Raw genomic sequence first — 25,135 nt, 5'->3', positions numbered from 1 at the left:
CATCGCAGTATGGGCCGCCCAACGAGTGGCGGCATAGATTTGAACATCGTCCCCCGGCTGCCGGGGGCCAGGAAGGATGAGGGGAAATATGGGCAACCATAGTGACGGTTCTCCCCAGACCGGGGGCGCCGTAGCTACGGCTGGTCAGACAGAGAAGTTCGCGGATCCGGGACTCCCGCCGCACCGCCTCCGTCTGGCTGACACCGACCCCAGGGCTGCGAAGCGCGCTGAGCGCCAGGTCACGATTCTGTTCATCATCTCGGTGATCGGCACCATCGTGTTCCTCGTCGCGTACTTCGCCATCGACTTGGGCAGCGACTCGACGATCCCGACGATCCGCCTGCAGAACATCCTGCTCGGCCTCGGCACCACCTTCGCCATGCTCGGCATCGGCACGGGGATCGTGCACTGGGCCAAGGCGCTCATGCCCGACCATGAGGTCTCGGAGTCGCGGCACGCGATCAGCTCCGAGGAGGACCGCGTCGCCGCGGTCAAGATCGTCGACGACATCATCGAGGAGACGGGCATCAAGCGCCGTCCCCTCATCCGGAACACGCTCATCGGCGCGCTCGCGCTTGCCCCGCTCCCGGCCCTCGCCGTCTTCGGCGACCTGGGACCGAACGCGAACGACAAGCTGCGCCACACGATGTGGGCCCCGAAGAACGGCAAGAAGGTCCGCCTCACCCGTGACCCGGACGGCACGCCGATCAAGGCCTCGGACGTCACCATCGGCTCCGCGTTCCACGTCATTCCCGAGGGTCTGAACGACCTCACCGAGGGCAAGCTGAACGAGAAGGCCAAGGCCGTCGTCCTGCTCATGCGCCTCAACCCGACGGACCTGCACATCTCGCCCGGTCGCGAGACCTGGAGCTACAACGGCATCGTCGCGTACTCCAAGATCTGCACGCACGTCGGCTGCCCGGTGGCACTCTACGAGCAGCAGACCCACCACCTGCTGTGCCCGTGCCACCAGTCGACCTTCGACCTCACCCACGAGTGCGAGGTCATCTTCGGTCCTGCGAGCCGTCCGCTTCCGCAGCTCCCGATCGAGGTCGACGCCGACGGCTACCTGGTGGCCACGTCGGACTTCCACGAACCTGTTGGACCTAGCTACTGGGAGCGTGAGTACTCGTGAGCGGCACTACCGCCTCCACCTATCAGCCGCCGACCAAGGTCGGCCGGATCGCCAGCTTCGTCGACCAGCGCACCGGCGCGTCGAGCGTGGTCCGGGAGTTCGGCCGCAAGGTCTTCCCCGACCACTGGTCGTTCATGTTCGGCGAGGTTGCCCTCTACAGCTTCGTCATCCTGCTGCTGTCGGGCACCTTCCTGACGTTCTTCTTCGATCCGTCGATGGCGGAGACGCACTACGCCGGCGCCTACGTGCCGCTGCGCGGCATGGAGATGTCGGTCGCCTACCAGTCCTCGCTGCACATCTCCTTCGAGGTGCGCGGCGGGCTCTTCATGCGCCAGGTCCACCACTGGGCCGCCCTGCTGTTCGTGGCCTCGATGAGCGTGCACATGCTGCGCGTCTTCTTCACCGGCGCGTTCCGCAAGCCGCGTGAGATGAACTGGGTCATCGGCGGCGTGCTCCTCATCCTGGGCATGGCAGCCGGCTTCACCGGCTACTCCCTCCCGGACGACCTGCTCTCGGGCAACGGCCTCCGCATCATCGACGGCGTCATCAAGTCCATCCCGATCATCGGCACCTGGATCTCGATGTTCCTCTTCGGCGGCGAGTTCCCGGGCTCGGCCATCATCGGGCGCCTCTACGTGCTGCACATCCTGCTCATCCCCGCGATGATCCTGCTGTTCGTGGCGATGCACCTGATGTTCGTCGTGGTGCACAAGCACACGCAGTACCCCGGCCCGGGCCGCAACGACGGCAACGTCGTCGGCTACCCCCTCGGCCCGGTCTACGCGGCCAAGGCGGGCGGCTTCTTCTTCATCGTGTTCGGCGTGATCGCCGCGATGGCCTCGGCCTTCACGATCAACCCGATCTGGAACTACGGTCCCTACGACCCCTCCCCCGTCTCGGCCGGCACGCAGCCGGACTGGTACATCGGCTGGGTCGACGGCGCACTGCGCCTCATGCCGGGCGTCCTCGGGCCGATCGGCGGGTACCGGCAGCACTTCGAGTTCATGATCTTCGACCAGACGCTCACGCTCAATGTGCTCCTGCCCGCCCTCGTCCCTGCCGGCATCGTCTTCACCGTGCTGTTCACGTACCCCTGGATCGAGCGGTGGATCACCAAGGACGAGCGCGAGCACCACGTCCTGGATCGTCCCCGGAACGCCCCGACGCGCACCGCGATCGGCATGGCCGGGTTCACGTTCTACTGCGTCATGTGGGCTGCAGCCAGCTCCGACCTCATCGCGACCCACTTCCACGTGGCGCTCAACGATGTGACCTACTGGCTCCGCGCGCTGTTCTTCGCAGGCCCGATCATCGCGTTCGTGGTCACGAAGAGGATCGCCCTGGCGCTCCAGCGCAAGGACCGTGAGATCGCCCTCCACGGCCGGGAGACGGGCCGTATTGTCCGGCTCCCCCACGGCGAGTTCATCGAGGTGCACGCCCCGGTCGACGAATACAAGCGCTACCGTCTGGTGGGCTTCGAGTCGCCGCACGCCCTTCCGGCACAGCCGAACGCCAAGGGTGTCGTGGACCGCAAGGAGAAGCGCCGCGCGAAGCTCTCCAAGTGGTTCTTCGAGGACCGCGTCGCTCCCGTGACGCCTGCCGAGCTCGAGGCCGCCCATGCCCATGGGCACCACGAGGCGATCGAGTCGCACGACGAGGCCAAGAGCATCAGCCACTGACGCTGGCAGCCTCCTCAACGGGGAAGGACCCCGCACCATCATGGTGCGGGGTCCTTCCCATATGTGCGCTTCCCCGGATGCGGGGCTGAGCGCCCACCAGGGCGGCTCAGAGCGCGCGGAAACGCTTCGGCGAGTAGCTGCGGGGGGTACGGACTCCCGGGCGCTGGAGCGGCACCCAGAGCTTGTAGCGGTCAGCTCGGTAGTAGGACACCGAGTAGTCCACGATCGACTTCGAGACGTAGGCATGGCGCTGGATCTTCAGAAGCGGCGAGCCCATCTCGACGTTGAGGAGGCGGGCTGTGGACGGGGAGGCAGCAGTCGCCTCGATGGTGTCCTCCCCCCACTCCATGACGAGGCCGTACTTCTCGCTGAGCACCTGGTAGAGCGAGTTGGGCGGCGGGCCGTCGGTGAAGCCGGGGACCCGGCTGGCCACGATGTAGTTCTCGTCGACGCTCATCGGCTCCTTGTCCGCCAGCAGGAGCCGCCGGAAGCGGACCACTGGGGTGCCCTCGTCGACCTTGAGCTCCCGGGCGAGGTAGGCGGAGGCGCCGATCTGCTCGAAGCTGAGGACCTTGGCGTCCGGGACCATTCCACGGCGCTGCATCTCCTCCGAATAGGAGGTGAGCTTCATCTGGAGGTCGAGTTTCGGGCGGCTGACAAACGTCCCCAGCCCGACGATGCGGTCCAGCACGCCCTCCGCCACGAGCGCATCGATCGCCTGGCGCACCGTCATCCGGGCCACGCCGAAGCGCAGCGAGAGGTCCCGCTCGGACGGCAGCGGCGCGCCGGGAGCGAGCTTCACGGCGATATGCGAACGGAGGATCTCCCGCAGCTGGATGTACATGGCGGTCTTCGACGAGCGGTCGAGCTCGCCGTCGATGCCCTCGGCGTTGTGCACAGTCCTCCTCGTGAGCCGCGGGGCCGCGTGCCCCGGCAGGGGCGGGCGGCACGTGTCGCGCTTCAATCCTGACACACGCCCACGGCGTGCGCGCACGCCGCCCCACGCTCTCGGCCGAGGGCAGAAACGCCGGTGGCCGGCACCCTCATCGTGAGGGTGCCGGCCACCGGCGTGAAGGCCGAGCGAGCTCAGTGCGCGTGGTCTCCGCGGCTGTACTCGAAGACCCAGCCGACGAGGGCGACCATGGCGATGCCCGCCCCGATGAAGAGGATCCACCAGCCGACTGCGACACCGAGGAAGCTGATCGCCGCCGAGGCGCCCAGGACCAGCGGCCACCAGCTCCAGGGGCTGAAGTGGCCCTGCTCGCCAGCACCCTCGTGGATCTCGGCATCCTCGCGGTCCTCGGGACGGAGTCCGACGCGGCGACCCGTGACCATGATGTACGAGCTGATCATGACGCCCAGCCCGAACGCGAGCAGGAGGCCGATGATGCCGACCCATTCGGTCCAGTGGGTCATGAACCCATAGACGATCGCCACGGGCAGGAAGAACAGCCCCACGATCGCGAAGATCATCGTCTCGATTTTCACTTGGCGGTGTCCTTACGGTCGGCGGCCGCGACGGCGGCGGTTGCCCCCGCGTGCTGGACTGCTCCAACGCTCGAGAGCTCCGGGTGGTGGAGGTCAAGCGCAGGACGCTCGGAACGGATGCGCGGCAGCGACGTGAAGTTGTGCCGCGGCGGCGGGCAGGAGGTGGCCCACTCGAGCGATCCGCCGAAGCCCCACGGGTCGTCCACGAGGACCTTCTTGCCGTGGCGTGCCGTGATGTACACGTTCCAGAAGAACGGGATCAGCGAAGCGCCCAGCACGAAGGAGAAGATCGTGGAGAACTGGTTCATCCAGGTGAAGTTGTCCTGCGGGAGGTAGTCGGCGTAGCGGCGCGGCATGCCCATGACGCCCAGCCAGTGCTGGATCAGGAAGGTGCCGTGGAAGCCGATGAGGAGCAGCCAGAAGTGGATCTTGCCGAGACGCTCGTTGAGCATCTTGCCGGTGAACTTCGGCCACCAGAAGTAGAACCCGGCGAACATCGCGAACACGACCGTACCGAAGACGACGTAGTGGAAGTGCGCCACCACGAAGTAGGTGTCCGAGACGTGGAAGTCCAGCGGCGGCGACGCGAGGATGATGCCCGTGAGGCCACCGAAGAGGAACGTGATGAGGAAGCCGAGGCTCCACAGCATGGGCGTCTCGAAGGTCAGCGAGCCCCGCCACATCGTGCCGATCCAGTTGAAGAACTTCACGCCGGTCGGCACCGCGATCAGCATCGTCATGAACGAGAAGAACGGGAGCAGGACCGCGCCGGTCACATACATGTGGTGTGCCCACACGCTGACCGAGAGGGCCGCGATGGAGATGGTCGCGAAGACGAGGCCCTTGTAGCCGAAGATCGGCTTGCGGCTGAAGACCGGGAAGATCTCCGAGACGATGCCGAAGAACGGCAGCGCGATGATGTACACCTCGGGGTGGCCGAAGAACCAGAACAGGTGCTGCCAGAGGATGGCGCCGCCGTTCTCCGGGTCGAAGATGTGGGCGCCGAACCGACGGTCCGCTCCGAGGCCGAACAGGGCCGCGGCGAGCGGCGGGAACGCCATCAGCACCAGGATCGAGGTGATGAACACGTTCCACGTGAAGATGGGCATGCGCCACATGGTCATGCCCGGGGCGCGCATGCAGATCACGGTGGTGATGAAGTTGACGGCGCCGAGGATGGTGCCGAAGCCCGAGAGCGCGAGCCCGAAGACCCACAGGTCACCGCCCACGCCCGGCGTGAACGTCGTGTTCGACAGCGGTGCGTAGGCGAACCATCCGAACGAGGCGGCGCCCTGGGGCGTGATGAAGCCGGCGGTCGCGATGGTGGAGCCGAAGAGGAAGAACCAGAACGCGAGGGCGTTCAGACGCGGGAACGCGACGTCGGGGGCGCCGATCTGCAGCGGCATGATCACGTTCGTGAAGCCCGCGAAGAGCGGGGTCGCGAACATGAGCAGCATGATCGTGCCGTGCATCGTGAACAGCTGATTGTACTGCTCCTTGGTCTGCAGGATCTGCATGCCCGGCTCGAAGAGCTCCGCGCGGATGAGCAGCGCCATCACGCCGCCGAGGCAGAAGAACACGAACGACGCGATCAGGTACATGTACCCGATGGTCTTGTGGTCGGTCGAGGTGATCCAGTTGACGACGATGCGCCCCTTGGACGTCGGCACCACCGGTGCGCTTACAGCACCGGCAGAAGGCGACTGGGTATAGGTAGCCATGGTCCCTACTTCTGGTTCTGGTTAGGGTTGCGGTCGTACTTCGTGTCCAGGAGGCCCTTGTCGAGGCCCGCCAGATGCGCCTGGAACTCCGCCTCGGAGACGACCTTCACGCGGAACAGCATCTCCGAGTGGTACTCGCCGCAGAGCTCGGCGCACTTGCCGTCGTAGGTGCCTTCCTTCTGCGGCGTGAAGTACATGTAGTTCGGCTTGCCCGGGATCATGTCGCGCTTCTGGAGGAACGCGGGGACCCAGAACGAGTGGATGACGTCGCGGGAGGTGAGCTCGACGGTCACCGACTTGCCGACCGGCAGGTAGAGGGTCGGCAGCGTGTTGAGGTCGATCGCCTGGCCCGTCAGCTGCGCCTGGGTGCCGGCCTCGTGCACGTCGTCCTTGACGACGCCGCCCTGCTTGTAGTTGAAGTCCCAGGACCACTGCTTGCCGACCACATTGACGGTCACGTCCGGGTTCGCGTTCGGGGTGTCGATCGCGCGCTGGTCACGGTCAGTGAAGTAGAAGAACGTGAAGACGAGGAACAGCGGGATCGCCGTGTAGAAGATCTCGAGCGGCAGGTTGTAGCTCGTCTGGCGGGGGAAGCCCGTCGTGCCCTTGCGCCGGCGGTACGCGACGATGCACCAGAGGATGAGGGCCCAGGTGATCAAGCCGATGGCCATGGCCGCAATCCAGGAATTCACCCAGAGGTCCGTCAGGATCGGCGTATTGCTCGTGGTATCCCGATCAGTGGGTAGCCAGCCACGCTGGACCTCGGGTGAACATCCAGACAGCGCGAGCGCGCCGGCCGCGGCTACTGCCGAGACCGTGATGATGCGTGCGCGCTGCCTGCTGGTTCGGTTCTGCGACCTCACAGACGGCCCTTCCTCTTGGTGCTTCTCTCCGGTGGCAGCACGGCAGACGAGCTCCCGTGCACGCGACCGGGCGACATAGTTTTACTACTCGGTGTAGAGCTTACAGCGAACATCGGCCAATATCCCACATGTCCCGCAGACGCGTCGGCCGCGCCCCGACGGGACCGTTGGCAGTCCTGTCGAGGCGCGGCCGACGCCGTGCCCGAAGCGGCTCAGTGGAAGGAATCACCGCATGCGCACGAGCCCTGCGCATTGGGGTTGTCGATCGTGAAGCCCTGCTTCGAGATGGAGTCCTCGAAGTCGATGGTGGCGCCCGCGAGGTACGGCACGCTCATCTTGTCCACGACCACCTCGACGCCGTCGAAGTCCCGCACGGCGTCGCCGTCCAGGAGGCGCTCGTCGAAGTACAGCTGGTAGATGAGTCCCGAGCAGCCCCCGGGCTGGACCGAGACACGCAGGCGCAGGTCAGTGCGTCCCTCCTGCTCCAGCAGGCTGCGGACCTTCCCGGCCGCGACCTCGGTCAGCTGCACCTCGTGCGAGGCCAGGGCCTCGGCCGGCTCATTGATTGCAGTGCTCATTCCGTACCTTCTCTCGTGCCGTCCGGCGTGGCCGGCGGAGTGCCCGCCCGGCCTCGTTGGGCCTTCCCTCCATGCTACGACCGAGGCGGCAGGCCCTGCCAACCCTCTGAGGGCGAGTTCACACTCCGTCGCGGTGCAGTCCGGCCAGGAGCAGGCTCTCCGCCACGATGCACTTCTCGAAGTCGCCGAGGTGGAGCGACTCGTTGGCGCTGTGGGCCCGCGAGTCGGGGTCCTCGACGCCGGTGATGAGGACCTCGGCGGCGGGGAAGATCTCCTTGAGGTCTGCGATGAACGGGATCGAGCCGCCCATGCCGGTGTGGACCGCAGGCGTGCCCCACGCCTCGCCGAGCGCCCACAGGACGGTGCCAGCGGCCGCGGAGCCGGTGTCGGCCTGGTACGCGCTGCCCTTCTCCTTGGGTGTGAACGTGAGGTGGGCGCCGAACGGCACATGGGCCTCGAGGTGCTCGCGGACGCAGTCCATCGCGGCGTCCGGGTCCTGCCCGGGGGCGAGGCGGAGGCTGAACTTGGCGCGCGCCCGGGCCTGGATGGTGTTGGACGCGACGTCCACGGCGGGGACGTCGATGCCGATGATGGACAGCGCGGGCCGGCGCCACAGCCGGGCGGCGATGCTGCCCGTCCCCGCGAGGCGCACCCCCTCCAGCACGGAGGCGTCCTGCCGGTACTGCTCCTCGGGATAGTCGAGGTCGGCGTCGTCGTGGGCCACAAGCCCCTCGATGGCGACGTTGCCGGCGTCGTCGTGCAGCGTGGCGATCAGCCGGGCGAGGATGGTGGGCGCGTCGAGGATCGGGCCGCCGAACACGCCGGAGTGGACCGAGTGGTCGAGCACGGCCACCTCGAACGTGCCGTCGACGAGACCGCGGAGGCTCGCCGTGAGCGCGGGCTGGCCGACCGCCCAGTTGCTCGAGTCGGCGACGACGATCACGTCCGCTGCGAGCCGTTCGCGGTGCGCCTCGAGGAATGAGCGGAAGGACGGGGAACCGAATTCCTCCTCGCCTTCGATGAAGAGGGTGACGCCGATCCCGAGCCTGTCGGCGAGGACCTCGGAGACGGCGCGGAAGGCGGCGAGGTGGACCAGGATGCCGGCCTTGTCGTCCGCGCTCCCCCGGCCGTACAGCCGCCCGTCGCGTTCCGTGGCCGTGAACGGCTCGGTGTCCCAGAGGTCCAGGTCCCCCGGCGGCTGCACGTCGTGGTGGGCGTAGAGCAGGACCGTGGGCTGGCCGGGCTTCGCGGGGTGCCGCGCGACGACGGCGGGGCCGCCCTCGGTACCGTCGGGGCGGGGCGCACGGAGGATCTCGGCGTCCTGGATGCCGGCGCCGCGGACGAGCTCGAGCACGGCCTCGGCGCTGCGCTCGATCTCGGTGGGCGGGAAGGACGGCCACGCGATCCCGGGGATCGCGACGAGCCGGGTCAGCTCGGCGACGGTGTCGGCGAAGCGGCGGCCGACGGCGGCCCGCAGCGCTGCGACGTCGGCGGCGGGCACGGGCTGGGGTAGATGTGAAGGCATGGCTTGACATTACAAGGGAGCCCCTCCCCCATCAATGGGCGGCACGTCCCCGGGGCCGGGGCGTCCGCGGCGGCCGCACCCGGCACCGGCCGCTATCCTTGGAGGGTGTTTGGACGCAAGAACGAGCCAGCTGCCGAGACGACCCCGCAGCCCGCCGAGCCCCAGGTCCCGGTCGTGGGCAAGGGGACCCCGACCCCGAGGCGCAGAGACCAGGAGGCGGCGCGGCGGCGTCCCCTCGTCCCCACGGACCGCAAGGCCTCCAGGGCCGCCGAGCGGCAGGCCGCCGTCGAGGAGCGCCAGCGCGTGCGCCGGGCCCTCGAGACCGGCGACGAGCGGAACATGCCGTTCCGCGACCGGGGCCCGCAGAAGCGGTTCGCCCGTGATTTCGTCGATGCGCGCTTCAACCTCGGCGAGTACCTGATGTTCGCGGCCCTCGCCTTCGTGGTCATCTCGTTCATCGTCCCGCAGGCCGCCGCCGCCCAGGTGTTCATCCTCGGGGCCTTCTGGATCGTCTTCCTCCTGGTGTTCGTGGACACCTTCTGGCTCTCCCGCCGCCTCAAGCGCGCGCTGCAGGCCAAGTTCGGCGACGTCGAGCGCGGCACCGTGTGGTACGGCAGCATGCGGGCCCTGCAGTTCCGTCCGCTGCGGCTGCCCAAGGCGCTCGCGAAGCGCGGCCAGTACCCGGCCTGACGGCCCGGGCCCCACAGCTGCGGGGCATTCCCCGGCAGCCCTGACCACGACGGCGGCGCGGCACCCACCCAGGTGCCGCGCCGCCGTCGTCCGTCTCCCGGTCCGGACCCGGCGCGCGCGGCCCAGGCTGGGGGTCAGCGCGTCCGTGCGGGGGCGGGCCGGCGGGCGAGGCCGCGGTTGACGGCCGCCGCCCAGAAGGGCCCTTCGTAGAGGAAGGCGGTGTAGCCCTGGACGAGGGTGGCGCCGGCGTCGAGGCGCTCGCGGACATCGTCCGCAGTCTCCACCCCGCCCACCGCGACGAGGGCGAGCCGGTCCCCCACCGCGGCCTTGAGGCGGCGCAGCACCTCGAGGGAGCGGACCTTGAGCGGGGCGCCCGAGAGGCCGCCCGCGCCCGCGGCGTCGACGGCCTCGGCGGGGCTGGCGAGGCCGTCCCGGGAGATGGTGGTGTTGGTGGCGATGATGCCGTCGAGCCCCATCTCGAGCGCAAGCCGGGCCACGTCGTCGACGTCGGCGTCGGAGAGGTCCGGGGCGATCTTCACCAGCAGCGGCACCCGGCGGCCCGCGGCCGCCTCCGACTCCTCGCGCACCGCGGCCAGGAGCGGCCGCAGGGTCTCGACGCTCTGCAGGAGGCGCAGCCCCGGCGTGTTCGGCGAGCTGACGTTCACCACCAGGTAGTCCGCCACCGGGGCCAGTGCCCGCGCGCTGACGCGGTAGTCGTCGGCGGCGTCCTCGAGCTCCACGACCTTGGTCTTACCGATGTTGACCCCGATGACCGGCCGGCCCGCGCCGTAGCGCGCCTCGAGGGCGGCCCGCGCGGCGGCGATGCGGGGTGCCACGGCGGCGGCGCCGTCGTTGTTGAAGCCCATCCTGTTCACGACAGCGCGGTCCTCGATGAGGCGGAACAGCCGCGGCCGCGGATTGCCCGGCTGCGCCTGCCCGGTGATGGTGCCGACCTCGATGTGCCCGAAGCCCAGCTCGGCGAGGGCCTCGATCCCCCGGCCCTCCTTGTCGAAGCCAGCCGCGAGGCCGAAGGGAGAGGGGAAGGCGAGCCCCAGGGCCTCGGTCCGCAGCGACGGCGCAGGCGCCGTGTACCTGGCGAGGACCCGGCCGAGCCCGCAGGAGTGCACAGCCCGGATCGCTCCGAACCCAATCCGGTGGGCCCGCTCGGCGTCCATCCAGGAGAAGGCAGCACGGAAGAACAGGGGGTAGAAGCGCATGGGTCTAGTCTCCCATGCCCGCTGCTCTCTACTCTCGTTCTTGACGCCACGATCAGGAGGCCCCATGCCGCTCCACTGGACCCAGGACTTCCTGGGCCGCGGTGTCGAGTCGGCCCCGCTCGGCCGCGGGCGCCACGGCGAGCTCGGCACGCTCATCAGGTTCGACCCGGCGGAGGGAACAGCGGGCCCCGGAGGCCCGGCCCCGCGGCCGGCGGAGGGGGCGCTGCTGTACGTGCACGGCTGGAGCGACTACTTCTTCAACCTCGAACTCGCCCATTTCGCCGCTGCCCGCGGCTACCGGTTCTACGCCCTCGACCTTCCCGAGCACGGGCGGAGCCTGGCGGGAGGCGAGATGCCCGGATTCGTCGGTTCGGCCGAGCACTACCTCGAGAGCCTGGACGCAGCGGTTGCCGCGGTCTACGCCGACTCGGGCACACGGCCGGTGCTCATGGGGCACTCGACAGGCGGCCTCGCGGCGGCGCTGTACGCGCAGCGGTCCGGGGAGCAGCTCACCGGGCTCGTCCTGAGCAGCCCGTGGCTCGTCGCGCACGGCGGTGCGGCGGCCGGCCGGGTCCTGGAGGCCGCCCTGCGCCCGGCGTCGCTGCGGTGGCCGCGGCAGCAGCTTCCCCTGCCGTCCCGCGGCTACTTCTGGCGCGCGGTCGCGAAGGAGGCCGGGGGCGAGTGGGAGCTCCGCGAGGACCTGCGCCCGCGCAACGCCTTCCCCGTGCGGGTGGGGTGGCTCCATGGCGTCCTCCAGGGGCAGCGCCTCCTGCGGTCGGGGCCGCGGATCGAGCTGCCGTCCCTGCTGCTCGCCTCCACCACCTCGGACGTCGGGCCGGTGTGGCGGGAGCGGATGCGCGAGCGGGACGCGGTGCTCTCCATCGCGCCCATGCGCCGGGCGGCTGCGGAGCTCTGCGTGCAGCTCGACGAGGCGCTCGTGGAGGGCGGCCTGCACGATGTGCTGCTCTCCCCCGCGCCCGTCCGCAACGAGGCCTACGGCAGACTGGGGCGCTGGCTCGAACAGCTCGGCTGGCAGACCGGCTAGCCCAGTGGGGCCCGGTCGACCGCGCCCCCATAGCGGCGGTCGCGCCGCGCGTAGATCTCCACGGCCTCCCAGAGGGTCCGCCGGTCGACGTCCGGCCACAGCGTGTCGAGGAACACCATCTCGGCGTACGCCGACTGCCACAGCAGGAAGTTGCTCAGGCGCTGCTCGCCCGAGCTGCGCAGGAACAGGTCCACGTCCGGCAAGTCCGGTTCATCGAGGTATCGCTGGATGGTCTTCTCCCCGACGCTGCTCGCGCGCAGGCGGCCGGCCTCGACGTCGCGGGCGATCGCCGCGACGGCATCCGCGATCTCGGCCCGGCCCCCGTAGTTCACGCACATCGTCAGGTGGCAGACCGTGTTCTCGCGGGTGTACGCCTCGGCCTCCTCGAGCTCCTTGATCACCGAGCCCCAGAGGCGGGGCCGCCGCCCTGCCCAGCGGATGCGCACGCCCCACGAGTCCAGAGTGTCGCGCTGGCGCCGCAGGACGTCCTTGTTGAACCCCATGAGGAACCGCACCTCCTCGGGCGAGCGCTTCCAGTTCTCGGTGGAGAACGCGTACACGGAGACGTACTCGATGCCGAGCTCGATCGCGCCCGCCATGACGTCCAGCAGCGCCGGCTCCCCGGCCTTGTGCCCCTCGATGCGCGGGAGGCCGCGCTGGTTGGCCCAGCGGCCGTTGCCGTCCATGACGATCGCGACGTGCCGGGGCACGAACTCACGCGGGATGGCGGGCGGGGTCGCGCCCGAGGGGTGCGGGAAGGGCGCGGCAGGGGCCGGGCGGCCCGTGCGGGTGCGTCGCGGGGAGAGGGGGGTCACGAGGGCGGTCACCGTCCGGGTCGGGTTGTGGGCGTCTTCTCGGCCGCGGACGACGCCGCTCGGCCGGCTGTCAGGGATCGGCGGGCTCGCGCTCGACGAGCTTGAGGGAGCCCACCGCGCGTTCGAGGTGCCATTGCGCATAGGCGGCAACGAGCCCGGCGGCCTCCCGCCGGTGGGCAGGCTCGGATGCATCGGCCGCGGCCCAGTCGCCGGCCAGGAGCGCGGCGAGCAGCCGGACGGTCTCCCTGGCCGGGGCCGGGGACCCCGGCGGGCGGCAGGCCGCGCAGACGATCCCGCCGAGGGCCGCGCTGAAGGCCCCGTGCGGTCCCGGCTCGCCGCAGCGGGCGCAGTCGGTGAAGCTCGGCGCCCAGCCCGCGGTCGAGAGTGCCCGCAGGAGGTAGGAGTCGAGGATGAGGCCGGGCGGATGCGCTCCCCTGCTCAGCGCGGCGAGGGCGCCGACGAGGAGCAGGTACTGTGCGGTCGCGGCGTCGGCCTCGGAGGCCGTGAGCCGCTCCGCGGTCTCGGCCATCGCGGCCGCCACGGTGTAGCGGGAGTAGTCGGCGGCGATCGGGGCGCCGTAGCTGGCCCGCGCGGCCGCCTGGCTCACAATCTCGAGGGACCGTCCGTGCACGAGCTGGAGCTCGGAGACCATGAACGGCTCGAGGCTCGCCCCGAAGCGGCTGCGGGTGCGCCGCACCCCGCGGGCAACCGCGCGGACCTGTCCGTGGGAGCGGGTCAGCAGGACCACGATCCGGTCCGCTTCTCCGAGCTTGTGGGTCCGCAGCACGACGCCGTCGTCCCGGTAGCTCCGGGATGCGAAGGTCGTCTCAGCCATGACGTCCATTCTCCCACCGGAAGTGCCGCCCGGGCGGCACGACGGCGCCGGAGCGGCCCGGCGCCGTCGTGCGCACTGCGTCGGGGTGCCTCAGGCGGCGACCTCCGCGTCGCGCAGGGCCCGGTTCACGGCGGAGATGACGGCCTTGAGCGAGGACATGGAGGTGTTCGGGTCGATGCCGACGCCCCAGAGGACGCGCTCCCCGACGGCGCACTCGACGTACGCGGCCGCCCGGGCGTTGCCGCCCTCGCTCAGGGCGTGCTCGCTGTAGTCCAGGACCCGGACGTCGAGGCCCTCCTGGGCGAAGATGTCCAGCAGCGCGGCGATGGGCCCGTTGCCGGTGCCGGTGCGCTCCACGCGCTGGCCGTCGATCCGCAGCGTGGCGTTGAGCGTCATCGTGCCGTCCTCGTCGGACTCCGCGGTGACGTGGCTCAGCGCGTACTTGCCCCACGCCCTGCCGTCCTCCGCGGCGGGCAGGTACTCGTCGCTGAAGATCGCCCACAGCTGGGCCGCGCTGACCTCGCCGCCCGCCGTGTCCGTGTGCCGCTGGATGACGCCGGAGAACTCGATCTGGGCCCGGCGCGGGAGGTCCAGGCTGTGCTCGTTCTTGAGCAGGTAGGCCACGCCCCCCTTGCCGGACTGCGAGTTCACCCGGATCACGGCCTCGTAGCTGCGGCCGAGGTCCTTGGGGTCGATCGGCAGGTAGGGGACCTGCCAGGTGAAGTCCTCGACGGTCTTCCCGGCGGACGCGGCGTCGCGCTCGAGTGCCTCGAAGCCCTTCTTGATGGCGTCCTGGTGTGAGCCGGAGAACGCGGTGAACACGAGGTCGCCGCCGTAGGGCACGCGCTCGCCGACCGGCAGCTGGTTGCAGTACTCGACCGTGCGGCGGATCTCGTCGATGTTCGAGAAGTCGATCATCGGGTCGACGCCCTGGACGAACATGTTCAGGCCGAGCGTGACGAGGTCGACGTTGCCGGTGCGCTCGCCGTTGCCGAACAGGCAGCCCTCGATGCGGTCCGCGCCCGCCATGTAGCCGAGCTCGGCGGCCGCGACCCCGGTCCCGCGGTCGTTGTGCGGGTGGAGGGACAGGATGATCCCCTCGCGTGGATGCAGGTTGCGGCTCATCCATTCGATCGAGTCGGCGTAGACGTTCGGGGTCGCCATCTCGACTGTGGCCGGCAGGTTCACGATCACCTGGTTGTCCGCGCTGGCCTCGAAGACCTCCGCGACGGCGTTGCAGACGCGCGCCGCGTACTCGAGCTCCGTCCCCGTGAACGACTCCGGAGAGTACTCGTACGTGATGTGCGTGTCCGGGATCATCTCCTGGTACTTCTTGCACAGCAGCGCGCCCTGCACTGCGATGTCGAGGATGCCGTCCTCGTCCTGGTTGAACACGACGCGCCGCTGCAGCACGGAGGTCGAGTTGTAGAGGTGCACGATCGCCTGCTTCGCACCGGCGAGGGCCTCGTAGGTCCGCTCGATGAGGTGCTCGCGCGCCTGGGTCAGGACCTGGATCGTGACGTCGTCCGGGATGTGGTTGCCGTCGATGAGCTGGCGGACGAAGTCGAAGTCTGTCTGCGACGCCGAGGGGAAGCCGACCTCGATCTCCTTGTAGCCCATGTCGACGAGGAGCTTGAACATCTTCAGCTTGCGGGCCGGGCTCATGGGGTCGATGAGCGCCTGGTTGCCGTCCCTCAGGTCCACCGCGCACCAGCGCGGCGCCTTCTCGATCCGCCGGTCCGGCCACGTGCGGTCGGGCAGTTCGACGGTGATCTGCTCGTGGAAGGGCAGGTAGCGGTGGACGGGCATGCCCGAGGGCTTCTGAGCGTTGCGCATGATTTTACTGTAGGCCTTTCGTAGCTGCTGTGATCCGCGGCGGCCGGGCACGTAGGAACTCCGCGGCGGGGGTGGCCTGCAACGGATCAGCACTGCGCTGGATCAGCGGCTAGAAGGCCCCGCCACGGCAGCTAAGAAGAAGCAGCGCGGTTGGCACACGCCCACGATAGCATCCGCTCATGGCGTGCCCGCCCGGGTGACGCCGCGGCGCCTAAGATGAAGCGTCCGCAGACAGGAGGCACCATGACCATGCCAGCCGCGCCGTCCGGCGTCGACCGCCAGTACTTCGATGACCGGGTCAGGGCGCAGGACGACCTCTACCGCCACGTCAACGGAGGGTGGCTGAGCTCGACCGAGATCCCCGCGGACCGGGCCCTCGTCGGCACGTTCGTCCAGCTGCGGGACCTCTCCGAGGAGAACGTCCGGGCCCTCATCGAGGACCTCGCCGGCGGCGACCACCCGGAGGGCTCGGACGAGGCGAAGATCGGCGCGTTCTTCCGCTCGTTCATGGACGTGGGGCGCGTCGAGGAGCTGGGGGCCGCTCCCCTGCAGCCGCTGCTCGCCGAGATCGCCGCGGTGGACGATGTCGGCTCCCTCGTCACGACGTCGGCGCGCCTCGGGCGCGGGGGCACCGAGGGACTGTTCAGCTTCTACGCGGCACCGGACGCCGGCAACCCCGAGCGCGTGGTCCTGTATGCGAGCCAGGGCGGCCTCGGCCTCCCCGACGAGTCCTACTACCGGGATGAGAAGTTCGCCGAGACGGTCACCGCCTACGAGGACTACCTCCGCGACGTCTTCGCCCTGCTGGGCTCGGCGACGGCGGCGGAGGACGCAGCCGGGGTGCTCGGCCTCGAGCGGCGGATCGCGGCCCTCCACTGGGACCGGGTGGCGCTCCGCGACCCGCAGCGGACGTACAACCTTCGCACCGAGGCCGAGGCGACCGAGGCGTTCGGGCATTTCGCGGCCTGGGCCGAGGCCACCGGCGTCGGACCCGAAGCGCGGGCCGAGCTCGTGGTGGGCAACCCGGACTTCCTCGCGGGCATCTCCGGGCTCCTGGAGGAGGTCCCCCTGCAGACCTGGAAGCTCTGGCTGACCGCCCAGCTGGTGGGCTCCGCCGCGCCGTTCCTCTCCTCGGTGTTCGTCGACCGCCATTTCTCGTTCTACGGCACGGTCCTCTCGGGCACGCCCCAGAACAAGGAGCGGTGGAAGCGCGGCGTCGGCGCGGTCGAATCCGGCCTCGGGATGGCGGTGGGCCGCCTCTACGTCGCGCGGCACTTCCCCGAGGGCCACAAGGCGGCCATGCAGGAGCTCGTGGCCAACATCGTCGAGGCGTACCGCGAGAGCATCTCCGTCCTCCCGTGGATGGGCGGCCAGACGCGGGAGCGTGCGCTGGAGAAGCTCGCGGCCTTCCGGCCCAAGATCGGCTACCCCGACGAGTGGATCGACTTCTCCGATGTCGTGGTCGACGAGGCGGACCTCCTCGGCAACGTCTGGCGCGCCCACGCAGCAGAGCTCGACCGCCTGCTGGACGAGATCGGCAAGCCGGTGGACCGGGTCAAGTGGCTCATGACCCCGCAGACGGTCAACGCGTACTACCACCCGCTCATGAACGAGATCGTGTTCCCGGCGGCCATCCTGCAGGAGCCGTTCTTCCACCCCGACGCGGACCCGGCCGTGAACTACGGCGGGATCGCGGCCGTGATCGGGCACGAGATCGGGCACGGGTTCGACGACCAAGGCTCGCAGTTCGACGGGGCCGGCGCCCTGCGGAACTGGTGGACGGACGCGGACCGTGCCTCCTTCGAGGCGCTCACGGCCCGGCTCGTGGACCAGTTCGATGCGCTGGCACCGGCGGAGACACCCGGCCACACCGTGAACGGGCGGCTGACGCTCGGCGAGAACATCGGCGACCTCGGGGGCCTGGGCATCGCCTACAAGGCCTACCGGCTGAGCCTGCATGGACAGGAGGCGCCGGTCATCGACGGCCTCAGCGGGGCGCAGCGGTTCTTCATCTCGTGGGCCACGGTGTGGCGGCAGGTGTGCCGGCCGGAGGAGACGCTGCGCCGCCTCTCGATCGACCCGCACTCCCCCAACGAGTTCCGCACGAATGCCATCGCGAGGAACCTCGATGCCTTCCACGAGGCGTTCGGCGTGGCCGAGGGCGATGCGATGTGGCTCGCGCCCGAGGAGCGCGTGGCCATCTGGTAGGGCCCTGCGCCCACCGTCCTGACACGGCGGCCCCGGAATCCCCGCAGGGATTCCGGGGCCGCCGTTCTCTGACCGCTAGTGGGGCACCGTCACTGCCCGAAGGCTGCCTGGCAGGTGCTCTGGGCCGCGGTCTGGGCCACGAGGTTGTCCGGCATCTTCGGCGTGTAGTGCGTACCGGTCGTGAAGTCCTGCCCCACGTAGACCTGCACCCCGTAGACGTTGGGCGCCTGCTGCACCTGGGACGACGGGATCCCGAGGCTGGCGGCGACGTCGGCCGCGACGTCGGCGAAGTCGCCGCCGTAGTAGACGTTCGTCGTGCCGACCGGGGGCGCCGTGAACTGGGTCGTCTTCGCGAAGCCCTCGCCCGCGAGGAACTGCACCAGTGCTGCGGACCTGCCGGTGACGGCCGAGCCGTCGGCCACGGTCACAGGCTGGATCGTCTTGTCGTACGCGGGCGGAGCGGGAGAGGAGGAGGACTTCGTCGGGGCGGCGCTCGCGGTCTGGTTCGGCGCGGGCGCCGGCGCGGTGAGGTCGCGGTTCTCCCGCAGTGCCTGGAAGAGCGCGCCGGCCGCCGGCTGCTTGATCTGGACGCGGTTGGGATCCCCGGTGTAGGGCTCCCACGGCACGGTCACGAACGAGACCTTGGCCAGGTCCACGGCCTTGAGGCGTCCGGCGATGGTCAGCATCGTCTGGGGGCTGCCGAGCCCTTGGTCGACGGTGAGGTTCTTGGTGATCGTGTCAGCGATGGAGAGGAGCTTCGACACGTCCGAGAGTGTGCCGTCCGACTTCACCTTCCGCGCGAGCGAGGCGAGGAACTCCTGCTGGGACTTGATGCGGGACAGGTCGCTGCCGTCGCCTACACCGTGGCGGCTGCGCAGGAAGGCCAGGGCCTGCTCGCCCTGGACCATGTTGTTCCCGGCGTTGAGCTTGAGCCCCGAGGCAGGGTCGTCGATCGGGGCGTTGACGCACACCTGCACCCCGCCGATCGTGTTGGAGAGGTCCTTGACGGCGTTGAAGTCGGCGACCATGAAGTGGTCGATCTTCAGCCCGGTGAGCGCGTTGACCGTGTCTACCGCGCAGCCGGGGCCCGCCTCTGCCATGGCCGAGTTGATCTGCCCCACGGCCTGCGCCGGGAAGTCCCGGTTCGTCTTCGGGTCGTGGCACTTCGGGATCGGTACCATGAGGTCGCGGGGGAAGCTCGTCATCGACACGACCTTGTTGTCCCCCGAGATGTCCATGAGGATCATCACGTCGGAGTTGCCGTACCCGGAGCTGTCGGCCTGAGAGCCATAGGCCGCGTCGGCGCCCGACCGGGTGTCGGTGCCGATGATGAGGATCTGGAGGGGGTCGGTCGCGTCGTTCGTCGCGTCCGCCGTCGCATTGCCGGCGCTCAGCGGCGCCTGGTGGAGGTTGGATCCGAGCCGGATGAACCAGTACCCGGCGAAGGCGATGACTCCCACGAGGACCAGCGCCACCACACCGCCGATGATCTTGAGTGCGAGATGCCGCCTCCCGAGGGGTCGCGCATGTCGCAGCGGGGCGGATCCGTTCGGGCGTGCATGGTGCACGCCGCTGCGTCGGGCGCTGCTGGGAGCAGCCGGCGCGGCATCGGCGCGTCGAGCCAAGGAGAGGCCTTCCTGCGAGGGGCTGGGTCGGTATATAGTAACCGGCCACCCTGTGTGGGCCCTGTAGCCACAGCGGAGCGGCTCGCGCCGGGCTAGAACCCGAGCCGGCCCAGCTGCTTGGGGTCGCGCTGCCAGTCCTTGGCGACCTTGACGTGCAGGTCGAGGTAGATCCGGGTCCCGAGCAGCGCCTCGATGCCGCGCCGGGCCACCGTGCCGACCTCCCGCAGCCGTGCGCCGCCCTTGCCGATGATGATGGCCTTCTGCGAGGGCCGCTCGACGAACAGGTTCACCCTCACGTCGAGCAGCGGGTTGTCCTCGCTGCGTCCTTCCCGCGGCACGATCTCGTCGACCACGACCGCGAGCGAGTGCGGCAGTTCGTCGCGCACGCCCTCGAGGGCCGCTTCGCGGATGAGCTCGGCGACCATGACCGCCTCGGGCTCGTCCGTCAGCTCACCGTCCGGGTACAGCGGCGGCGAGGGCGGCATGTGGCCGATCAGCACGTCCGCAACCGTGGAGACCTGGTATCCGTCCTGCCCGGAGACGGGCACCACGTCGGCCCAGCCCTCGCCGCCGAGCACTTCGCGCCCGAGGGCGTCGACGGCGAGGAGCTGCTCGGTGAGCTGGGCGCGGTCGACGAGGTCGGCCTTGGTGACGAGGGCGACGATCGGCTTGCGCGGGACGCCCGCCAGCTGGTTGGCGATGTACTTGTCTCCCGGTCCGATCCGCTCGTTCGCGGGAATGCAGAACCCGATCGCGTCGACCTCGGAGAGGGTCTCCGCCACGAGGTCGTTCAGCCGCTGCCCGAGCAGGGTCCGCGGGCGGTGCAGCCCGGGGGTGTCGACGAGGATCAGCTGCCCGTCCTCGCGGTGGACAATGCCGCGGATCGTGTGCCGCGTGGTCTGGGGCTTCGCCGAGGTGATGGCCACCTTCTGGCCCACGAGCGCGTTGGTCAGCGTCGACTTGCCCGCGTTGGGCCGCCCCACGAGCACGGCGAATCCCGCGCGGTAGTCCGGGGCGCCGTGCCCCTCGGTCTTCTCAGCCATGGGTGTTCCCTGCCTCGTCGTTGTTCTCAATAGTCGTGGTCGGCTCGGCGCGCTCGGCGAGGATGTGGCTGATCCGGTTCCGGCGCCCCACCCGCCGCTCTGCGGTGAGGCGGATTCCGTGGACCTCGGCCGTGCTGCCCACGATCGGCACGCGCCCGAGGCCCTTGGCGAGGAGCCCGCCGACGGTCTCCACCTCGTCGTCCTCGAGGTCGACGTCGAACAGCTCGCCGAGGTCGTCCAGCCCCATGCGGGCGCTCACACGGAACCGGCCGTCGCCGAGGTCGAGGGCCTCGGCCTCGTCGTCGTCATACTCGTCGACGATCTCGCCGACGAGTTCCTCGATGAGGTCCTCGAGCGTGACCAGCCCGGCGGTGCCGCCGTACTCGTCGACGACGATGGCCAGATGCGTCGACTCGCGCTGCAGCTCCTTCAGCAGCTCGTCGACCGGCTTGGACTCGGGCACGAACCGCGGCTCGCGCGCCAGCGAGTCGACTGCCTCGCGTTCGGCGCCGGCGGCCTCGTGGAGCCGCGCCGCGACGTCCTTGAGGTAGAGGACGCCGCTGACGTCGTCGAGGCTCTCCCTGAACACCGGGACGCGCGAGCAGCCCGACCTCAGGAACAGCGACATGGACTGGCGCAGCGTCGAGCCGGACTCGATCGCGACGATGTCGGTCCGTGGCACCATGACGGCGCGCACGAGCGTCTCGCCGAGTTCGAACACGGACTGGAGCAGTTCGGCCTGCTCATCCTCGAGGTCCTCGGTGTCGCTCGAGCGCTCGACGAATTCGCGCAGCTCGGTCGAGGTGTACGTGGCCTCCTCGTGGCGCGGGTCGGTGCCGGTGGCCGCGCTGCCGATCCGCACGAGCCAGCCGGGGACCGGTCCGAGGGCGGCCCGGAGGCCGCTGAGGAGCGGCGCGGAGACCGCGGCGATCGGCAGCGCGTGCTGGCGCCCTAGCTGGCGGGGCGAGACCCCGACGAGCAGGAAGCCGATGAGGGCCATGACCACGGTCGCGGCAAGCCCGGCGAGCCAGACGTTGTCCAGCCAGCTGTGCACCAGGACGGCCACGGCCACCGCCGCGGCGGTCTCGAACCAGATGCGCCAGAACCGCAGCGCGTGCAGGTGCGGCACCGGGTCGGCCAGGACGCGGGCGAGGGCCGCAGCACGGCCGGTCTCGATGTGCTCCTCCGCGTCGTGGCGCGGGAGGAAGGCGAACGCCGCCTCAGCGGCGGCGAGGAATCCTGCGAGGACGACGAAGACGAGGGCGAGGATGAGCAGGAATGCGGTGGTCACGCCACCGTCTCGCTCGGTGCCGGCCTCCCGAGGAATTCGGTGAGCAGCTCGCGCTGGAGCGCGAACATCTCGTCCCGTTCCTCCGGCTCCGCGTGGTCGAAGCCGAGCAGGTGCAGGATCCCGTGGGTCGCGAGCAGGAGCATCTCGTCGTCCGCCGTATGCCCGCCGCGCTCGGCCTGCTGGACCGCGACCTGGGGGCAGATCGCGATGTCACCGAGCATGCCCTGGGGGGTGGGGCGCCCCGGGGCGCCGGGCGTGAGCTCATCCATGGGGACCGAGAGCACATCGGTGGGCCCTGGCTCGTCCATGAGCTCGAGGTGCAGGCGCTCCATCGCCTCCTCGTCGACGAGCAGGATCGACAGTTCGGTCTGCGGGTGGAGCCACAGGCGGTCGAACACGAACTGGGCAAGGCGCACGAGGGCCTCGGCATCGACCTCGAGGCCTGACTCGTTGTTGACTTCGATGCTCACGAGTCCAGCTTAGACTCAGGCGCGCCCGCGACCGGCGTGGAGGAGCCCTGGGCGCGGGCCTGGTCCCGCCGGCGCTGGACCCGGGCGCGCTCCTTGGCATCCCACCGTCCGTAGGCGTCCACGATGTCTCCGACAAGCCGGTGCCGCACCACATCGCTGGCATCGAGCACCGAGAAGTTCACGTCCTCCACCCCTTGGAGGATCTGCTGGACGATTCGCAGGCCCGACGCCGCTCCTGTCGGGAGGTCGACCTGCGTCACATCCCCGGTCACGACCATCTTCGAGCCGAACCCCAGGCGCGTGAGGAACATCTTCATCTGCTCGGGCGTCGTGTTCTGCGCCTCGTCGAGGATGATGAAGGCGTCGTTGAGGGTGCGCCCGCGCATGTACGCGAGCGGGGCCACCTCGATGGTGCCGGCCGCCATGAGGCGCGGAATGGACTCGGGGTCCATCATGTCGTGCAGCGCGTCGTACAGGGGGCGCAGGTACGGGTCAATCTTGTCGCTGAGTGTGCCAGGGAGGAAGCCGAGCCGCTCCCCCGCCTCGACCGCGGGCCGCGTGAGGATGATCCGGCTGACGTCCTTGTGCTGGAGCGCCTGGACCGCCTTGGCCATCGCGAGATAGGTCTTGCCCGTGCCGGCAGGACCGATCCCGAAGATCACGGTGTTGGCGTCGATCGCGTCGACGTACTCCTTCTGGTTGGCCGTCTTGGGGCGGATCGTCCTGCCCCGGCTCGAGAGGATGTTGTGCGTGAGCACATCGGACGGGCTCGCGACCGTCTGGGTGCGCAGCATCGCGACGAGCTGCTCGAGCGATGCCGTGGTCACGGTGGCCCCGCTCGCGGCGATGGCCGAGATCTCCTCGAAGAGCCGCCGGATGTGCGGTACCTCGGCGGTCGGACCGACGATGGTGAGCTCGTTGCCGCGCGCATGGATCGACACTGCCGGGAACTGCTCCTCGACGTACCGCAGGGCTTCGTCGTGCGGGCCGAGGATGCGGACCATCTCGTCGCTCGAACCGAAGCGCAGCACTTCGGTGCGGGCCGCGGGCGTGGTGTGCGGGAACTCCGCGGTCACAGGCGTGTCTCTCCTCCTCGGTGCGGCCGTCGGCCGCTCGTGGCCGGCCCTCTGGCCCCCCGTCCAGTCCATCCTACTGCCGCGCCTGCCGCAGGGGCCGTGTAATGCGGGGGCCGTGCCGGGCCAAATCCGTTGGAAATATCAATCGTGCATCACTTGGGACACTATTCCCCTCTCGGCCGGGACCACGCCACAATGCTGTGCCAAGCTGGACGGTGGCCCCGCCGGAGGGGCACGGACCGATCTGCGAAGGAAGCGATGGCACTTCGAGCTGGGCTGGGGAGCCGGCGCCGACGCGGCGCGCGGACCCTCGCTGCCGCCCTCCTCGCCGCGGGCCTCCCCCTCGCCGGATGCACGGCCGCGGGCACACCCCAGCCGAGCATCGCCGCGGGGTCGACCGCCGGGCCCAGCAGCGGGATGACGCAGGCCTCGGCCCCTCTCGAGACGTCCCAGACCTCGGCCAAGGCCCCGGTGTACTGGCTGGGCCGGGCGCGGGACGGCGTCTACCTGTACCGGGAGTTCCGCGACGCAGACTCCCGGGACAACCCCATCGCGACGGCCCTGCGGATCATGATGTCGCAGAAGCCGCTCGACCCCCACTACTTCACGCCCTGGCAGTCGCCCAAGAAGCTCGCCGCATCCGTCTCGGGGCGGAACTACATCACGGTCGATGTCTCGGACGACGCCTTCAACACGGGCGTGGACGAGCCGACGGCCCAGCTCGCGGTCCAGCAGCTGGTCTACACCGCGACGGCTGCGGCGGCGAGCTCGGGACTGGTGGACGCCGGCCAGCCGATCTCGGTCATGCTCCTGGTCGACGGCCGGACCTCGCAGCTCGCCTTCTCGCGTGTCCAGCTGGGGCAGCTCATGCAGCGTGACCCCTCGATGATCGCGCCGGTGTGGATCATCGACCCGCAGGAGGGCGCCCAGCTCAAGGGCGCGCTCAAGGTCTTCGGCAGGGCGACCCAGCCGGACAAGCCCTTCGCGTGGCAGGTCCTGCGGCACGACGCCCAGGGGAACCGGTCGGTGTACGTCAGCGGGAACATCACCTCGGGCCACGAGCCCGGGCACGTCGGCGAGTTCACCTTCTCGGTCAACCTGCCGCCCGGCGACTACGAGGTGCGGATCCTGCCAGCGGACGACGCCTCGCCGTCGGCCGCCTCGAGCACCGCCGCCTGGGACTCCAAGTCCTTCACCATCACGGGCTAGCGGCCGTCCCGGGTCCCCCACCGGCCCAGACGTTCGCCGGCGAGGGCGAGTGCGGCCGGCCCGGCGGTCGAGGACCGCAGCACGTGGGGGCCCAGCAGCGCCAGGCGCGCCCCCGCCTGTACGAAGCGCTCGAGTTCGGCCGGGCTGATTCCACCCTCGGGGCCGACGATGAACAGGATCTCGCCCTCCCCTGAGGCCACGCCGTCCACGGGCGCCACACCGCGCAGGATGCCGGCGAGCGATTCGCTCGCCTCCTCATGGAGCACGACGGCGAGCCGCGCCTGGGCGATGCGCTCGGCGAGGCGGGCGTCGTCGACCGCGGGCTCCACCGCCGGCACCCAGGCTCGGCGGGCCTGCTTGGCTGCGGCGAGGACCACAGAGCGCCACTTCGCGAGCGCCTTCTCGGCCCGTTCGCCCTTCCAGCGCACGATCGAGCGCTCGGCCTGCCACGGGACGACCTCGTCCACGCCGAGCTCGGTCGCCGTCTCCGCGGCGAGCTCGTCCCGATCGCCCTTCGCCAGCGCCTGGACGAGGACGAGCCGGAACGGGGGGCGCGCCTCGTGCACGACAGAGTCGATGACGGCCTCGAGCACTGAGCCCTCGGCCCTGCTGACCGTGCCGACGGCGCGCGTCCCGGCGCCGTCGGAGACGTCGACGCCCTCCCCGACGCCCAGCCGCCGGACGGCGACGGCGTGCCGTCCCTCCGCCCCGTCGACCGTCATGGTGCCTCCGGGGGCTTTGCCGTCGAGCGCGCCGGGGGCGACGTAGAAGAGCGGCCGGGACATC

At 70.0% G+C, this 25,135-nt stretch carries 22 protein-coding genes; 6 read left to right on the top strand and 16 right to left on the bottom strand.

What is annotated here, in order from left to right; genetic code table 11:
* The first annotated feature begins 88 nt into the window (after nt 1-88).
* Together qcrA and qcrB are read left to right on the top strand one after the other, a co-directional pair.
* Nucleotides 89-1,135 carry a cytochrome bc1 complex Rieske iron-sulfur subunit gene (gene qcrA, locus ACYVKZ_RS10115; RefSeq protein ID WP_460992088.1) on the top strand — a complete coding sequence of 349 codons (1,047 nt, stop codon included), beginning with the start codon at nt 89-91 and terminating at the stop codon, nt 1,133-1,135.
* The gene (gene qcrB, locus ACYVKZ_RS10110; RefSeq protein WP_460992086.1) at nt 1,132-2,814 is read left to right on the top strand and encodes a cytochrome bc1 complex cytochrome b subunit; all 1,683 of its coding nucleotides are present in this window, start codon (nt 1,132-1,134) and stop codon (nt 2,812-2,814) included. Before qcrA ends, qcrB begins: the two co-directional genes overlap by 4 nt.
* A gap of 106 nt (nt 2,815-2,920) precedes the next feature.
* On the opposite strand, the gene ACYVKZ_RS10105 is transcribed toward qcrB, so the two are convergent.
* From ACYVKZ_RS10105 to ACYVKZ_RS10080, 6 genes are all read right to left on the bottom strand, one after another.
* Entirely contained in the window at nt 2,921-3,658 is a 738-nt protein-coding gene (locus ACYVKZ_RS10105) for a GntR family transcriptional regulator (protein ID WP_307007789.1), read from the bottom strand.
* Nucleotides 3,659-3,900: 242 nt separating this feature from the next.
* On the bottom strand, nt 3,901-4,302 hold the full coding sequence (locus ACYVKZ_RS10100) for a cytochrome c oxidase subunit 4 (RefSeq protein WP_460992084.1): 402 nt from the start codon (nt 4,300-4,302) through the stop codon (nt 3,901-3,903).
* Nucleotides 4,299-6,023: an aa3-type cytochrome oxidase subunit I gene (gene ctaD / locus ACYVKZ_RS10095; protein WP_460992082.1), complete on the bottom strand. Its 1,725-nt coding sequence runs from the start codon at nt 6,021-6,023 to the stop codon at nt 4,299-4,301. The genes ACYVKZ_RS10100 and ctaD overlap by 4 nt, the downstream gene beginning before the upstream one ends.
* 5 nt (nt 6,024-6,028) lie before the next feature.
* Nucleotides 6,029-6,886: an aa3-type cytochrome oxidase subunit II gene (gene ctaC, locus ACYVKZ_RS10090; protein ID WP_460992080.1), complete on the bottom strand. Its 858-nt coding sequence runs from the start codon at nt 6,884-6,886 to the stop codon at nt 6,029-6,031.
* Nucleotides 6,887-7,098: 212 nt separating this feature from the next.
* A complete protein-coding gene (gene erpA / locus ACYVKZ_RS10085; RefSeq protein ID WP_066497818.1) occupies nt 7,099-7,464 on the bottom strand; it encodes an iron-sulfur cluster insertion protein ErpA in 366 nt (121 codons plus the stop codon).
* Nucleotides 7,465-7,582: 118 nt separating this feature from the next.
* Complete coding sequence (locus tag ACYVKZ_RS10080; protein WP_460992078.1) at nt 7,583-8,989, bottom strand: M20/M25/M40 family metallo-hydrolase; 1,407 nt, start codon at nt 8,987-8,989, stop codon at nt 7,583-7,585.
* A gap of 105 nt (nt 8,990-9,094) precedes the next feature.
* Here ACYVKZ_RS10080 and ACYVKZ_RS10075 point away from each other — a divergent pair, with 105 nt between their 5' ends.
* Entirely contained in the window at nt 9,095-9,679 is a 585-nt protein-coding gene (locus ACYVKZ_RS10075) for a DUF3043 domain-containing protein (RefSeq protein WP_460992076.1), read from the top strand.
* Nucleotides 9,680-9,813: 134 nt separating this feature from the next.
* Here the strand turns inward: ACYVKZ_RS10075 and ACYVKZ_RS10070 are convergent, their stop codons facing one another.
* Nucleotides 9,814-10,896 (bottom strand): quinone-dependent dihydroorotate dehydrogenase, encoded by a 1,083-nt coding sequence (locus tag ACYVKZ_RS10070; RefSeq protein WP_460992074.1) that lies wholly within the window; start codon nt 10,894-10,896, stop codon nt 9,814-9,816.
* 64 nt (nt 10,897-10,960) lie between these two features.
* On the opposite strand from ACYVKZ_RS10070, the gene ACYVKZ_RS10065 reads away from it, so the two are divergent.
* Nucleotides 10,961-11,941, top strand: coding sequence for an alpha/beta hydrolase (locus tag ACYVKZ_RS10065; protein ID WP_460992072.1), 981 nt, complete (start codon nt 10,961-10,963; stop codon nt 11,939-11,941).
* Here the strand turns inward: ACYVKZ_RS10065 and ACYVKZ_RS10060 are convergent.
* From ACYVKZ_RS10060 to leuA, 3 genes are all read right to left on the bottom strand, one after another.
* Nucleotides 11,938-12,756, bottom strand: coding sequence for an isoprenyl transferase (locus ACYVKZ_RS10060; RefSeq protein WP_460992447.1), 819 nt, complete (start codon nt 12,754-12,756; stop codon nt 11,938-11,940). The two genes, ACYVKZ_RS10065 and ACYVKZ_RS10060, sit on opposite strands and share 4 nt — an antisense overlap.
* 70 nt (nt 12,757-12,826) lie before the next feature.
* Nucleotides 12,827-13,591: a DNA repair protein RecO gene (recO, locus tag ACYVKZ_RS10055; protein ID WP_460992070.1), complete on the bottom strand. Its 765-nt coding sequence runs from the start codon at nt 13,589-13,591 to the stop codon at nt 12,827-12,829.
* A 90-nt stretch (nt 13,592-13,681) separates the two neighbouring features.
* The gene (gene leuA / locus ACYVKZ_RS10050; RefSeq protein WP_460992068.1) at nt 13,682-15,427 is read right to left on the bottom strand and encodes a 2-isopropylmalate synthase; all 1,746 of its coding nucleotides are present in this window, start codon (nt 15,425-15,427) and stop codon (nt 13,682-13,684) included.
* A gap of 243 nt (nt 15,428-15,670) precedes the next feature.
* On the opposite strand from leuA, the gene ACYVKZ_RS10045 reads away from it, so the two are divergent.
* Nucleotides 15,671-17,635: a M13 family metallopeptidase gene (locus ACYVKZ_RS10045; RefSeq protein WP_460992066.1), complete on the top strand. Its 1,965-nt coding sequence runs from the start codon at nt 15,671-15,673 to the stop codon at nt 17,633-17,635.
* An 89-nt stretch (nt 17,636-17,724) separates the two neighbouring features.
* Here ACYVKZ_RS10045 and ACYVKZ_RS10040 read toward each other — a convergent pair whose 3' ends face one another.
* From ACYVKZ_RS10040 to ACYVKZ_RS10020, 5 genes are all read right to left on the bottom strand, one after another.
* A complete protein-coding gene (locus ACYVKZ_RS10040) occupies nt 17,725-19,113 on the bottom strand; it encodes an LCP family protein (protein WP_460992064.1) in 1,389 nt (462 codons plus the stop codon).
* A gap of 239 nt (nt 19,114-19,352) precedes the next feature.
* Nucleotides 19,353-20,303: a GTPase Era gene (gene era / locus ACYVKZ_RS10035; RefSeq protein WP_307007749.1), complete on the bottom strand. Its 951-nt coding sequence runs from the start codon at nt 20,301-20,303 to the stop codon at nt 19,353-19,355.
* Nucleotides 20,296-21,594, bottom strand: a complete 1,299-nt coding sequence (locus ACYVKZ_RS10030) for a hemolysin family protein (protein ID WP_460992062.1) — start codon at nt 21,592-21,594, stop codon at nt 20,296-20,298. Before ACYVKZ_RS10030 ends, era begins: the two co-directional genes overlap by 8 nt.
* Nucleotides 21,591-22,064, bottom strand: a complete 474-nt coding sequence (gene ybeY / locus ACYVKZ_RS10025) for an rRNA maturation RNase YbeY (protein WP_460992060.1) — start codon at nt 22,062-22,064, stop codon at nt 21,591-21,593. The genes ACYVKZ_RS10030 and ybeY overlap by 4 nt, the downstream gene beginning before the upstream one ends.
* Nucleotides 22,061-23,212 (bottom strand): PhoH family protein, encoded by a 1,152-nt coding sequence (locus ACYVKZ_RS10020; RefSeq protein WP_373458027.1) that lies wholly within the window; start codon nt 23,210-23,212, stop codon nt 22,061-22,063. The genes ybeY and ACYVKZ_RS10020 overlap by 4 nt, the downstream gene beginning before the upstream one ends.
* Before the next feature lie 186 nt (nt 23,213-23,398).
* Between ACYVKZ_RS10020 and ACYVKZ_RS10015 the strand changes: the two genes are divergently transcribed.
* Complete coding sequence (locus tag ACYVKZ_RS10015; protein ID WP_460992058.1) at nt 23,399-24,349, top strand: GerMN domain-containing protein; 951 nt, start codon at nt 23,399-23,401, stop codon at nt 24,347-24,349.
* Here the strand turns inward: ACYVKZ_RS10015 and ACYVKZ_RS10010 are convergent.
* Entirely contained in the window at nt 24,346-25,134 is a 789-nt protein-coding gene (locus ACYVKZ_RS10010) for a 16S rRNA (uracil(1498)-N(3))-methyltransferase (protein WP_460992056.1), read from the bottom strand. The two genes, ACYVKZ_RS10015 and ACYVKZ_RS10010, sit on opposite strands and share 4 nt — an antisense overlap.
* Nucleotide 25,135 lies beyond the last annotated feature (1 nt).

It is taken from the genome of Sinomonas soli (genome assembly GCF_054782415.1).
Note: the sequence above shows the minus strand (reverse complement) of the source record. Positions and strands in the feature narration are given on the sequence as shown.

Bases quoted from the DNA above. Each gene is read 5' to 3' on its own strand.
- recO (WP_460992070.1), bottom strand. From the start codon at position 13,591: ATGGCTGAGACGACCTTCGCATCCCGGAGCTACCGGGACGACGGCGTC.
- ACYVKZ_RS10045 (WP_460992066.1), top strand. From the start codon at position 15,671: ATGACCATGCCAGCCGCGCCGTCCGGCGTCGACCGCCAGTACTTCGAT.
- erpA (WP_066497818.1), bottom strand. From the start codon at position 7,464: ATGAGCACTGCAATCAATGAGCCGGCCGAGGCCCTGGCCTCGCACGAG.
- ACYVKZ_RS10015 (WP_460992058.1), top strand. From the start codon at position 23,399: ATGGCACTTCGAGCTGGGCTGGGGAGCCGGCGCCGACGCGGCGCGCGG.
- era (WP_307007749.1), bottom strand. From the start codon at position 20,303: ATGGCTGAGAAGACCGAGGGGCACGGCGCCCCGGACTACCGCGCGGGA.
- ACYVKZ_RS10010 (WP_460992056.1), bottom strand. From the start codon at position 25,134: ATGTCCCGGCCGCTCTTCTACGTCGCCCCCGGCGCGCTCGACGGCAAA.
- ACYVKZ_RS10070 (WP_460992074.1), bottom strand. From the start codon at position 10,896: ATGCGCTTCTACCCCCTGTTCTTCCGTGCTGCCTTCTCCTGGATGGAC.
- ACYVKZ_RS10065 (WP_460992072.1), top strand. From the start codon at position 10,961: ATGCCGCTCCACTGGACCCAGGACTTCCTGGGCCGCGGTGTCGAGTCG.
- leuA (WP_460992068.1), bottom strand. From the start codon at position 15,427: ATGCGCAACGCTCAGAAGCCCTCGGGCATGCCCGTCCACCGCTACCTG.
- ACYVKZ_RS10020 (WP_373458027.1), bottom strand. From the start codon at position 23,212: ATGGACTGGACGGGGGGCCAGAGGGCCGGCCACGAGCGGCCGACGGCC.
- ctaD (WP_460992082.1), bottom strand. From the start codon at position 6,023: ATGGCTACCTATACCCAGTCGCCTTCTGCCGGTGCTGTAAGCGCACCG.
- ACYVKZ_RS10080 (WP_460992078.1), bottom strand. From the start codon at position 8,989: ATGCCTTCACATCTACCCCAGCCCGTGCCCGCCGCCGACGTCGCAGCG.
- ACYVKZ_RS10105 (WP_307007789.1), bottom strand. From the start codon at position 3,658: ATGTACATCCAGCTGCGGGAGATCCTCCGTTCGCATATCGCCGTGAAG.
- qcrA (WP_460992088.1), top strand. From the start codon at position 89: ATGGGCAACCATAGTGACGGTTCTCCCCAGACCGGGGGCGCCGTAGCT.